10 protein-coding genes are annotated in these 12,037 nt (G+C 67.2%); 8 read left to right on the top strand and 2 right to left on the bottom strand.

The window, feature by feature from the left end; translation table 11 throughout:
• The first annotated feature begins 241 nt into the window (after positions 1-241).
• Complete coding sequence (locus RBL05_RS11230; RefSeq protein ID WP_308739408.1) at positions 242-526, top strand: antibiotic biosynthesis monooxygenase family protein; 285 nt, start codon at positions 242-244, stop codon at positions 524-526.
• Positions 527-557: 31 nt separating this feature from the next.
• On the opposite strand, the gene RBL05_RS11225 is transcribed toward RBL05_RS11230, so the two are convergent.
• On the bottom strand, positions 558-1,424 hold the full coding sequence (locus RBL05_RS11225) for a hypothetical protein (RefSeq protein ID WP_308739409.1): 867 nt from the start codon (positions 1,422-1,424) through the stop codon (positions 558-560).
• A 218-nt stretch (positions 1,425-1,642) separates the two neighbouring features.
• Between RBL05_RS11225 and RBL05_RS11220 the strand changes: the two genes are divergently transcribed.
• From RBL05_RS11220 to RBL05_RS11190, 7 genes are all read left to right on the top strand, one after another.
• The gene (locus tag RBL05_RS11220; protein WP_308739410.1) at positions 1,643-2,344 is read left to right on the top strand and encodes a CDP-alcohol phosphatidyltransferase family protein; all 702 of its coding nucleotides are present in this window, start codon (positions 1,643-1,645) and stop codon (positions 2,342-2,344) included.
• Between the two features lie 81 nt (positions 2,345-2,425).
• Entirely contained in the window at positions 2,426-2,773 is a 348-nt protein-coding gene (locus RBL05_RS11215) for a hypothetical protein (protein ID WP_318603642.1), read from the top strand.
• A gap of 299 nt (positions 2,774-3,072) precedes the next feature.
• A complete protein-coding gene (locus RBL05_RS11210) occupies positions 3,073-5,043 on the top strand; it encodes a type I restriction-modification system subunit M (RefSeq protein WP_308739412.1) in 1,971 nt (656 codons plus the stop codon).
• Positions 5,040-6,272: a restriction endonuclease subunit S gene (locus tag RBL05_RS11205; protein ID WP_308739413.1), complete on the top strand. Its 1,233-nt coding sequence runs from the start codon at positions 5,040-5,042 to the stop codon at positions 6,270-6,272. Before RBL05_RS11210 ends, RBL05_RS11205 begins: the two co-directional genes overlap by 4 nt.
• Positions 6,269-9,370, top strand: coding sequence for a type I restriction endonuclease subunit R (locus RBL05_RS11200; protein ID WP_308739414.1), 3,102 nt, complete (start codon positions 6,269-6,271; stop codon positions 9,368-9,370). The genes RBL05_RS11205 and RBL05_RS11200 overlap by 4 nt, the downstream gene beginning before the upstream one ends.
• Complete coding sequence (locus RBL05_RS11195; RefSeq protein WP_308739415.1) at positions 9,367-10,344, top strand: hypothetical protein; 978 nt, start codon at positions 9,367-9,369, stop codon at positions 10,342-10,344. The genes RBL05_RS11200 and RBL05_RS11195 overlap by 4 nt, the downstream gene beginning before the upstream one ends.
• Positions 10,322-11,143, top strand: a complete 822-nt coding sequence (locus tag RBL05_RS11190; RefSeq protein WP_308739416.1) for a hypothetical protein — start codon at positions 10,322-10,324, stop codon at positions 11,141-11,143. The genes RBL05_RS11195 and RBL05_RS11190 overlap by 23 nt, the downstream gene beginning before the upstream one ends.
• Positions 11,144-11,158: 15 nt before the next feature.
• Here RBL05_RS11190 and RBL05_RS11185 read toward each other — a convergent pair whose 3' ends face one another.
• On the bottom strand, positions 11,159-11,773 hold the full coding sequence (locus RBL05_RS11185; RefSeq protein WP_308739417.1) for a hypothetical protein: 615 nt from the start codon (positions 11,771-11,773) through the stop codon (positions 11,159-11,161).
• Between the last annotated feature and the right edge of the window lie 264 nt (positions 11,774-12,037).

Genomic DNA, 12,037 nt, shown 5'->3' with positions numbered 1-12,037 from the left:
GCGCCTCGCCGCCCAGCACCCGACGCTGCACATGCACCGCCCGAACCACACGCACTCGGTGCGCTGAGCGCTCGGACTACGCCGGACCACGACCGTCGGCCGCCCGCCCGGCCCCTCCGTACCACGATCGTCGGCCGCCGCCTCGGTCCCTCCGTCCTGCGCGGCGGCGCGCTGCGCGCCGATACTGGCCGCATCGGGCGGCCTCCCCGCCCGCCCCACACCCGACCACCAGGAGGACCCTGTGACCGTCGTGAAGATCAACCGCCTCGCCGTCCCCGGCGGGCAGGCGGCCGAGCTCGAGAAGCGCTTCGCCGCCCGGAAGCACTCCGTGGACGGGGCGCCCGGCTTCGAGGGCTTCGAGCTGCTGCGCCCGGTCGCGGGCGAGGAGCGTTACTTCGTCCTGACCCGCTGGGCGGACGAGGAGAGCTTCCGGGCCTGGGCCGAGCAGCGCGAGGCGCGCGATCCGTCGACCACGGTCTCCCGGGCCGAGGGCATGCTCGAGTTCGAGGTCGTGGACCTCGACTGATGACGGCCCGCGCCTGCGTCGCACCGCCGACTCAGCGCTCCGCGAGGTACAGCGGCTCGCCGTCGATCGTCTCGACGGAGAACAAGGCGGAGCCCCGCTCACCCTCGGCCAGCTCGAGGGCGACGATCGCGGTCGCCCGGTCACCGTCGGTGAGGGCGCCGATGTCCCGGAGCGGGGCGGCGGTCGCGACGTCGAGGTCCATGTGGCAGCTGGCCCAGGACGTCGACTCGAGGCAGAGGTAGAGGTCCTCGGTCGGGACCGTGCCGCCGGGACCCGTGTACGCGACGTCGACCGTGGCCAGCACGTATCCCGCGCTCGGGTCGGGCGGAGGGTTCGAGGGGTCCGCCGCGACGGCGGCGTCCGCCTCCCAGTCGACCTCGGTGACGGTCACCTCGACGATCCCGCCGCTCACCGTCGGCCAGGACAGGGTGTGCTCCCCGAGCGTGGCGGGACGGTCGTAGGTGCCGACGTCCGTGACGACCGCGCCGGAGGCATCGGTGACCCTGCCCGGCGTGTACATGCTCGAGTACCCGCCGACGGGATCGCTCATCACGTACGGCGCACCGCCGTAGATGTACGTCAGCCCGCCGAGGACGAGCACCAGCACGAGCACGAGGCCCGACACGGCGAGCGCCAGGGAGGACAGCACGATCGCGACGATCGGCAGCGCGCTGCTCCGGGCACGCTCCGGCGGCGCCGACGGGGGCGGGAGCAGCGAGGGGTCGGACCAGGTGTCCACCTGCGCAGGCTCGGCCTGCGCGGTGTCGGCATGCGCGGTGCCCGCCTGCGGGTCATCACGTCGCGCGGGCGCGAGCAGCGCCCACGGAGCAGGAGCAGGGTCTGCCGCGCCGCCGGGGGCGAGGGCAGGCAGGGGCTGAGGCGTGGAGCCGTCGGACATCGGTGACCGCCAGGGGTGCAGAAGGGACCAGGAGCCCGCGCTTCCGGTGGCCCGTGCGGCAGCGGTGAGCGGAATGTAGCAGGGCGCACCGTGATTCCCGCATTCTCGTCACCGACTCGTGACCGTGGGGGCCGGCGGGCGGGGCGGGGCGTCCCGCTACGCTCGCCGACATGGCCGCGACATCGCCCGTTCCGGCCCCTCCCGGGAGGCTTCGCCGGGTGGGGACGGTCCTCGCGGTGCTCGCCGGCGGGCAGCTGCTCGCCGGCGTGCTCGTGGCGCTGCTCGTCGCTCCCGCCTCGAGGCTCCTCGCCCTCGCAGCGGTGCTGGTCGCTCTCGCGACGTGGCCCGTGGCGGCCTCGACGCTGCGTCCGCGCGCCCCGGGTGCGGTGACGGCGGCGGACGCGCTGACACTGCTCCGCCATCTCGGGGCGGGTGCGCTCGCGGTGGCGGCGGTGCTGGTCCTCGGCGGGGAGCTGGCCGCGCGGTCATGGCCGCTGGTCGCGCTGACCGCGACGACCCTGGCCACGGACGCCCTGGACGGTCCTGTCGCGCGGCGCACCGGGAGCGCGGGTCCGATCGGCGCGCGGATCGACATGGAGGCCGACGCGGCGCTGGTGATGGTGCTGTCCGTGCTCGCCGCGACGGTGGTGGGACCGTGGGCGCTCGCGATCGGGCTGATGCGCTTTGCCTTCGTGGCAGTCTCGTGGGTGCGGCCTGCGTTGCGGCAGCCGCTGGCCTTCAGCCAGTTCCGGCGGCTCGTCGGCGGCGGTCAGGGGGTGGCGCTGCTGATCGCACTGGTCCCCGCCGTCCCCGTCCCGGCGGCGGCCGCGGTGGTCGCCCTCGCCCTGGCCCTGCTCGTGGTCTCCTTCGGACGGGACGTCTTCCGCCTCGAGCGTGCGCAGCGGACCGCACTACGCTGAGGGGGCGGCAGCGACGCCTGTCGCGCACCCGGAGACCTCGACCCGGCACCGCACCTGCGGCGCCACGACGGGAGATCTCGCATGTCGCTCCAGAATCCTCCGGCCGGCTACCCCGTGATGAGCGGGATCATCCTGACCACCCTGATCACCGCGATCGTCCACCTCTCCTTCGGCATCCCCCTGTTCGTCCTCAACGGCCTCGGCTACCTGGGCCTGCTGGTGCTGCTGTACGCGCCACTGGCAGCGCTGGAGCGGTTCCGGCCCGCGGTCCGCTACATCCTGATCGGCTACACGGTCCTCACGATCGTCCTGTACTTCGTCATGGGTCCGCCGTTCATGGCGGTCGGCCTGCTGACGAAGGCGGTCGAGCTGGCGCTCGTGGTCCTTCTGGTTGTCGAGGCGAGCCGCGCACAGAAAGCTGCCCGCTGAGCCCTTGCGCGCTCGGCCAGCGCCGTAGACCTGAACGTCTCAACGATCTCCTGGTTTGCGGCGGCAATGCGCATAAGGGAGTGCTGCGACGCAGCATCCAGCAGGATCGAGACACCCGCAACAAAAGCTGCTAGACCGTCCCTCCTGCAGCTGGGGGCAACAATCCGGGACCCACCCGGCCACCCCTGCGAGCGCCCTGTAAGCGCGCACCTACCGAGCAGACAATGCCCCCCGACGTCACACTCCTCGCCTAAAGTGACGGGCACTGACACTCATCGACGGAAGCGAGCCGCGCTCCTGTGTTCAATCACGCCTCGTTCATCTGGTCCGCCGCAGACATCCTGCGCGGCACCTTCAAGCAGCACCAGTACGGGGACGTGATCCTGCCGTTCACGGTGCTCGCTCGCCTAGACGCCGTGCTGGCGCCGACGAAGCAGGCGGTGATCGCGGCGGTCGACGGGTTCGAGGCCGGGGAGCGCGTGCCCGAGGCGTACCTGCGCCGCAAGGCGGGCCACGAGTACTCCTTTTTCAACCGATCCCGCCATGATCTGCAGTCGCTGCAGGGCGATGCGGACAACCTCGAGGAGAACCTCCGCGACTACGTCAACGCGTTCTCGCCGAACGTCCGGGACATCTTCGAGCAGTACAAGATCGAGGACACGATCGTGGATCTGTCGCGGCACGACCTGCTGCTGCAGATCCTGCAGCACTTCGCGAAGGTTGACCTCCATCCCAATATCGTCTCGAACGAGCAGATGGGGCACATCTTCGAGGAGCTGATCCGACGCTTCGCCGAGGCCAGCAACGAGACCGCTGGTGAGCACTTCACGCCGCGCGAGGTCATCGAGCTGATGGTGACCCTGCTGGTCGCGGGCGACCAGGACCTCGGCAAAGACCATGTGGTGCGGAGCGTCTACGACCCGACGGCGGGCACCGGCGGAATGCTCTCGACGGCCGACGACAAGATCAAGGCCCACAACACCACCGCGCAGGTGAACCTGCTGGGACAGGAAATCAATCCCGCCTCGTACGCGATCTGCAAGGCCGACATGGTGGTGAAGGGCCAGCCGATCGAGAACATCGTGCTCGGCAACACCCTCACCCACCCCGCCTTCCGCGGGCAGACCTTCCACTACGGCCTCTCGAACCCGCCTTTCGGCGTGGACTGGAAGCAGTCCCAGAAGGTGGTGAAGGAGGAACACGAGGTGCGCGGCTTCGCCGGCCGGTTCGGTCCTGGCCTGCCGCGCGTCTCCGACGGGTCGCTGTTGTTCCTGATGCACCTGCTCGCCTCGCTGCGGGATCCGCGGCCGGAGGAGGACAACCATTCGGCGGGTCGGGGCGCGATCGTCCTGAACGGCTCGCCACTGTTCACGGGCGGTGCGGGGTCCGGGGAGTCGAACATCCGCAAGTGGGTGCTGGAGAACGACTATCTCGAGGCGATCATCGGCCTGCCCACCGACATGTTCTACAACACCGGCATCGCCACGTACGTGTGGATCCTGTCGAAGGACAAGACTCCGGAGCGTCGCGGCAAGGTGCAGCTGATCGACGCGACCGACATGTTCGCGAAGATGCGCAAGTCCGTCGGGTCCAAGCGACGGATGCTCTCCGCCGACAACATCCGCACGATCTCCGAGCTGTACAGCGACTTCTCGGAGTCGAAGCACTCGAAGATATTCGCCACGACGGACTTCTTCTACCGGACGATCACGGTGGAGCGGCCGCTGCGCCTGAGTTACGCCGTCACGCCCGAGCGGATCGTGCGGGTCATGGCGGCGCGCCAGGTCGCGAAGCTGAAGGAGCCCGAGCAGGCTGCGCTGCGTGCCGCACTGCAGGCCGCCGCCGAGGAGCCCGCGGGGGCGGTGTCGACCAGCCGCGCCGAGTTCACGGCGTCTCTGAAGACAGCGCTCGCCATGCACAACTCCACCCTCTCCCCCGCCCTACTCAAGGTCGTTCTCGCCGAGCTGGGTGAGCACGACGACGCGGGCGAGCTGGTCACAAAGGCGGGCAAGCCCGAGCCGGACGCCTCCCTGCGCGACACTGAGAATGTGCCGTGGGATGAGGATGTGGAGGAGTACCTGCAGCGCGAGGTGATCCCGTTCGTGCCGGATGCCTGGGTCGACCACGCCAAGACCAAGGAGGGCGCCGAGATCCCCTTCACCCGCCACTTCTACGAATACGTGCCCCCCAGGCCGCTCGAGGAGATCGACCGCGACCTCGACGAGGTGCTGGGACGGATCAGGAAGCGGCTGGAAGAGGTGAAGGCGTGAGCAACTACCAGTGGCTCGAACAGTTGCCTTCAAACTGGACGACCTACTCACTCGGTCACGTCGCCAGAGTCAGCACCGGAACAGCTGACGTTCAGGACGCAGAACCCGACGGGCACTTCCCCTTCTACGTGCGCTCTCCCCACATCCTCCGCTTGGATCGCTACACCAACGACACCGAAGCCGTCATCACTGCAGGCGACGGGAATGTCGGGGATATTTTCCACATCGCCCGGGGACGGTTCGCCGCTCACCAGCGCGTGTACGTCATTGAGCCTGGGAGCCGCCTAGAAATCCGTTTCCTCGCCTACGTAATGGCCGCAACCTTCAAAGCATCCCTGTCGGGCAACACGGCCAAGTCCACGGTCGAGTCCCTGCGGCGCCCCATGCTCACAGGCTTTCGGATGCCCGGCCCGCCGCTGTCAGCTCAGCGCGTAATCGCCGACTACCTCGACCGCGAGACTTCCGAGATCGACACCCTCATTACCGAGCTGTCCTCAGCCCAAGATCTGGCTCGAGAGCGCCACAGTGCAGCGCTTGAGAGACTCATCGTCAACGATGGACCAATTCCATCCGAGTTACGTCGCCATAACCCACATCGAAAGTCCGGAACGAGTGTCAACGGCGCTCCCTGGCCCGCCGAGGCAGGTGAGCCGGGCGTACTGAAGACAGGGGCCGCCTCGCAGCGCGAATATCGACCCCACGAGAACAAGGCCGTCATAGATCCGGTCGAGCAAGCGCGACTCTCGACGCCCGTCGAAGCTGACCGTGTACTCGTCAATCGCGCCAACACTCCGTCGAACGTCGGTGCCGCCGCTTACGTAGAGCGCAGTAACGACAATCTGTTCCTCTCCGACAAGCTTTGGTCGATCGACTTCCAAGGCGTCAACGAGTACTTTGCATTCGCGATGCAGACCCGCCTGTACCAGGATCAGGCGAGTCAGCGAGCTGTCGGTACGAGTCTGTCCATGCAGAACCTTCCCTATGACGAGTTCTTGTCGATCAGGCTCCCCGCCCCATCGGTTGAGAGGCAGCTTTCCATCTGCGCGACCCTCCGAGAGGAGCAGCGTTCGATCAGCGCATCAGTGTCCGATCTCGACCGCGCCATCACCATCGCCAAGGAGCGCCGCGCCGCGCTGATCACCGCCGCGGTCACCGGCCGGATCGACGTCACCGCCAAGCGCCGCCCCGCGGCAGAGCAACTCGAGGACGACATCAAGGAGCTGTCATGACCGTCTCGGGTCTGCACCAGGAGCTCGCCTTCCAGGACGAGATCGCCTCAAGTCTGGAGAAGAACGGCTGGTGGCGTTCCCGGGACTCCTCCGGGTACGACAAGAAGCGGGCCCTGTTCCCCGAGGACCTCCTCGCCTGGCTCGACGAGACGAGCCCGGAGGACTTCGAACGCGCCATCCCGTCAGCCGCCGACCCTGCTACCCGGCAGAAGCACGTGGACCGTCTGCTGGACCGCGTGGTGAAGGTGCTGGGCGCCGATGAGGCGCACGGCGGCGGGACGCTGAACCTGCTGCGCAAGGGGTTCGACGTCGTCGGCGCCCGCGCGCCGTTCAAGCTGCTGCAGATGCCACCCGCGGACGACCGCAACCCCGCCCTCACCGAGCGGTATCGGCGCAACCGCCTGCGGGTGGTGCAGGAGGTCGTCTACTCACAGAAGAAGGCCGACCGCATCGACCTCGTGCTGTTCTGCAACGGCCTGCCGGTCGCGACGATCGAGCTGAAGACCGAGTTCACGCAGGGACTCGAGGAGGGCAAGACCCAGTACAAGCGCGACCGCTCCCCGAAAGGCGAGCCGCTGCTGACCCCGTTCCGCGGGGCGCTCGTGCACTTCGTGGTCACCCCGCGCGAGGTCGCGATGGCCACCAAGCTCGACGGGCCGGCCACCACGTTCCTGCCGTTCAACATGGGCGACGCCAACGGCGCGGGAAACCCGCCGGAGATCGGCGCCCGGTTTTTCTGGGAGCAGGTGCTGGACCGCGACGCGTGGCTGACGATCCTGGCGAAGTTCGTCTACGTCAACCACGAGACGCAGGAAGATCCTCTCACCGGAGCGGTCACCGAGAAGCACCAGATCCGCTTCCCCCGCTTCCACCAGTGGCGGGCCGTCACCAAGCTCGTCGACGCGGCCCGCGAGGAGGGCTCCGGGCACCACTACCTGATCCAGCACTCCGCCGGATCGGGGAAGACCGACTCGATCGCGTGGACGGCGCACCGCCTCGCCTCCCTCCACCGGGCCGACGGGCAGAAGGTGTTCGACACCGTCATCGTGATCGCCGACCGGCAGGTGCTCGACCGTCAGCTGCAGGACGCCGTCGACCAGCTCGTTACCGCGACCGGCACCTTCCAGGCCGTCACCCGCGGCTCCGGATCCTCGAAGACCGAGCAGCTCCGCGAGGCGCTCACCGCCAGCGTGCCGATCATCGGCGTCACGCTACAGACGTTCCCGTACGCCCTCAAGGCGATGCAGGAGAAGGGCGGCACCTTGGCGGCCAAGCGGTTCGCCGTCATCGCCGACGAGGCGCACTCCTCGCAGTCCGGCCAGGCCTCCGCCGCGGTGCGGAAGGTCGTCTACCTCAACGACCCGCCCGCCGGGACCGAGGAGATGGAGCCCGGCGCCGACCAGGACGCGCTGGTCGAGATGGCGGCACAGGCGGACCAGGACCAGCGGATCAGCTTCTTCGCCTTCACCGCCACCCCGAAGGCGAAGACCCTCGAACAGTTCGGCCGACGCGACAGCTCCGGGCAGCTCGTCCCCCTCGACCTGTACTCGATGAAGCAAGCGATCGAGGAGGGCTTCATCCTCGACGTGCTGAAGAACTACACGAGCTACGAGCAGGCCGCCCGGATCAAGCTCGCCGCGGAGAGCGAGGACGTCGACGTGGACGTCCGCACCGGCACCTCCGCCTACCTCCACGCCGTCGAGATGCACCCCACGAACATCTCGACCAAGGTCCGCGAGATCATCCGCCACTTCCAGGCCGCGGTACAGCCCCACCTCGGCGGGCGCGCAAAGGCCATGGTCGTCACCAGCTCCCGCGCGAGCGCGGTGCTGTACGCGCGGGAGTTCGAGCGGATCAGCGAGTCCGAGGGCCTCGGCCTGCAGGCACTTGTCGCGTTCTCCGGCGAGGTGCCCGACCCCGAGGTCAAGCCCCTTCCCGGCGCGACGGTGCCGACGGTCACCGAGACTTCCATGAACCCGCGCCTGAAGGGTCGGGACCTCGCGAAGGTGTTCGCCCTGCCGGACGAGCACGTGCTGATCGTCGCGAACAAGTACCAGACGGGCTTCGACCAACCGCTCCTGGTGGGGATGTATGTCGACAAGCAGCTCTCCGGCATCGCCGCAGTGCAGACCCTGTCGCGTCTGAACCGTCGGGCCCCTGGTAAGACGGACACCTTCGTCCTCGACTTCATCAACGATCCCGAGCAGATTCTCGCCGCCTTCCGCGAGTATTACGAGGAAGCCGAGATCCACCAGGAGTCCGATCCGTATCTCGTGGTCGACATGCTCGCCAAGCTCGATTCCGTCGGGATCTACACCCCCACCGAGGTCGACCTGGTGTGGGAGGTCTGGTCGGCGCAAGGAGCGAAGCACTCTTCGCTCGCTGACCGTCTTCGGCCCGCGCTGGACCGTTTCGGGAACCGGTGGCGGCGCGCGCTGCTCGAGGGTGACACGGAGGAACGCGAGGTCCTCCTCGACTTCCGCTCCACCCTCGCCCAGTACGTGAAGGCGTACGCCTTCTTCGCCCAGCTCATCGACTACGGCAATCCGCGCTACCTGAAGTTCTCCGTCTACGCCGATCTGCTCGCCCGCCAGCTACGGGCGTTCACGACCGAGGTCACCGACCCCGGCGAGGTGGACGTCTCCGACATCGTCCTGACCCACTACAAGCTCGAGACGCTACGCACCGAGGACCTCGCCCTCAACGAGGGCGAGCCGCAGGGGCTCGACGGGCTCACCGAGGCGGGCATGGCGAAGGTCCGGGAGCGTGAGCGCACCGCGAAGTCCGAGATCGTCGAGAAGGTCAACAAGTACCTCGGCGACCTCGACGTCGACGACCGCTACAAGGTCGACAAGATCGAGAGCCTCCTCGCCGAGGTCGCCGCCGACGACAACCTCCGCGCGATCGCCGGCGCGAACTCCCGCGCAGACTTCGCGTTCGCCCCCGGCCTGCAGATGGTCACTGAGGATGCCGTGTGGCAGGTGGAGGATTCTTCAAATGCCGTGCTCAAGGAGCTGCAAGGCATGCCGTGGGAGAGATTGCGGGAGATGCTGCTCGAGTGCGGGTTGTACGAGAGGCTGCGGGAGACCGCGACATGAACGGCGACGGATCCGCCCCGTTCTGGGAACGTATCGACGTGAGCTCGTGGCTGGTCCTCGACTCCGAGCAGACAGGCTCTCACGAGACCACCTGGCTGCTCGACGAACGGGATGGAACCACCCGGTGGCTGCACAAGAACACCACGATGCACGAGGATCGGGAGCAGGGAGAAGACTGGGCGGAGATCATCGCGACCCAGGTCGGCATGCGGCTTGGGGTCCCTGTCGCCCTCACATTGCTCTGCTCGCGAGCCGGGCATCGAGGTTCCGTAAGCCGGGATGTGAGGCCCCGGCAGCTTGACCTCTTCAGCGGTCATCTCGTACTCGAGGACTGTCCTGACGTCGACGACTACATCGCGCATCTCGAAGGCGACCCTGCGCATGACCCCCAGCGACCCAACGTCAAACGGCCTGGCCACTCGATCGCAAACATCCGCAGGGCACTGGATGGCAGTGGGGCGCCGCCCGGGTTCGAAGGTCCCGAAACCATGGACGCCTTCGACGTCTTCGCCGGATACCTCCTGTTCGACGCACTGGTAGCGAATCGTGACCGGCACGAACAGAACTGGGCGCAGCTCAGGCCACAGCTCACCACTATGGCGCCGTGTCTGTGCCCGTCGTACGATCATTCCAGCAGCCTCGGCTTCGCCGAGACCGAAGCGAAGATGGCTCTCCGTGCCGGTGACCGACAAGCCCTGCGGGCGTGGGCGCGTCGAGGCACAGCCGGACGATTCGAGCACACTGAGAAGGCAGACTCACTGGTGACGCTTGCTGTGGAGGGGCTGGCGCTGACCTCGAGCGTTGCCCAAGCCCACTGGCGCCGCCGCATCGACGAGATCGACCTCACGGCAGTCACAGCCCCGCTTCTCCGCGGAGAGATCCCCGAAATGTCAGTGTCCACTACTAGATTCGTCATCGAACTACTCACCCTGAACCTGGAAAGGATCCGCCATGAGCTCGGCCCACGTCGCTGACCGCGTGCACCATGCCTCGCTGGACGCAGCGGTCGACGATCTGCTCGTCCTGTGGCAGCACCCCGAGTCCCGGCAGATCCACCCTATCGGCCGGTTCTCGTTCGACGGTGAGGTCTATACCTTCTCGTACACCCGGCGGGCACACCAGATCCCGGATTTCCGTCCCTTGCCTGGCCTCCCCCTCGATGGTGTGCCCTACTGCAGTACTCGCATGCCGACCCTGTTCCAACAGCGCACGATGTCGCCGCGCAGGCCCGACTTCGATTTGGCGATGCAGCACCTCGGTATCGCGCCTCGAGAGGCCACACCGTGGGAGCAGATTGTACACTCGGGCGGCCACCGTGCAGGTGACACGTTGCAGTTCATGGAGATGCCAACTGTGGCGGACGGCCACGTGCGAGCCCGGTTCCTCACCAACGGCATCCGATACATCCCGAACGGGTCGATTCGAATGCTCGGAGGTGAGCCGGTCCAGGTGACCGAAGGCGAGCACGAGAGTGCGCTCAGCACCCTGGCTCCTGGCGATGATCTCGACCTCTCTCTAGAGACCAGCAACCCGAAAGACCCCGATGCTGTCGTCGTCACGTTTTCCGACGTGCCTTTGGGCTGGGTGCCCCGCATCCTGTCCACCGGGGTCCGCGCACTGGTCGAGAGCGCTCGGTACGTGCGAGCTTCCGTGCACCGTGTCGCCGGTCCCTCGGCTCCGCCGCATGTCCGGCTCGTAGTGGATCTCGAGGGCGAGGCGCCAGCCGGATTCACGTTCGACACGACCGGAGAGTGGGAACCGTACCGCAGCTGAACTGCGACATCGGCATCAATGCACGAGAGGGTTCGGCACGCCGATCAACTCCCTGTGTGCATCACTCGGGAGGTATGCGCAGATTCCTTCGTACAGGTCACGCTGCTCCGAGGACATGCTTGACGTGAGGTCATCATGCAGGGCAAGTAGATGAAGGACATCATCGATCGCGTACTCGACTTGCTCAGCACTGAGCTCGTCGGCACCCCAGTCGCTGGTCCGCACAGCACCCTTGCCCACCCGAATGCCGAGGCGACGCTCCAAAAGCGGTTTGAGGCTGTACTCCGCGCTCGGGCGTTCCGGCTCGAGAACACGTGACGCCGTCTTCGTGCACCGAACACTCTGAGCCCTGATCCTCCACCAGAACTCGAGGAACCGCAGATCGAACGGCGCGAAGTGGAGGACCTTCTGGACCGTGGGCGATTCGATGATCATCGCGAGGTTCTCCGGCGTGCGACCCGTGTTCCGGATGATCACCGGTCCGCAGTCTGGTGAGAAAATCTGACAGATCTCCAAGCGGTCCGTACGCCAATCGAGCCCCGATGTCTCCGTGTCCACAGCGCAACTGCCGGATTGCAGGATGTGCAGGGCAAGCTCGGCAGGGAGATCCTCCAGGACGCGTACAGGCATGCACCAAGAGTAGAGGTTCTCCGGCGTACCCCACTTGGCCGTTGTGGATAGCATCGGTCAACCGCGCAAGTCCGGCCGAAAAGGGACGTCGAGAATGGCCTGTGACCTGCGATCTTCTCCACGGCCAGCTAGGAATGGTTCCACAGTGAGAACACCTCCCAGCCCCTCTGGGGTCGGATCTTTCCTGCCCAAGCGGCAGGGTCTCCAGCCTGAGCCAGCAGGCAGGCTGCGGCGGAGCTCCCGCTCCGCCGCCGCATCCTACCG

Origin of the sequence: Brachybacterium sp. GU-2 (assembly GCF_030866705.2) — a bacterium.
Taxonomy (GTDB): Bacteria; Actinomycetota; Actinomycetes; order Actinomycetales; family Dermabacteraceae; genus Brachybacterium; species Brachybacterium conglomeratum.
Note: the sequence above shows the minus strand (reverse complement) of the source record. Positions and strands in the feature narration are given on the sequence as shown.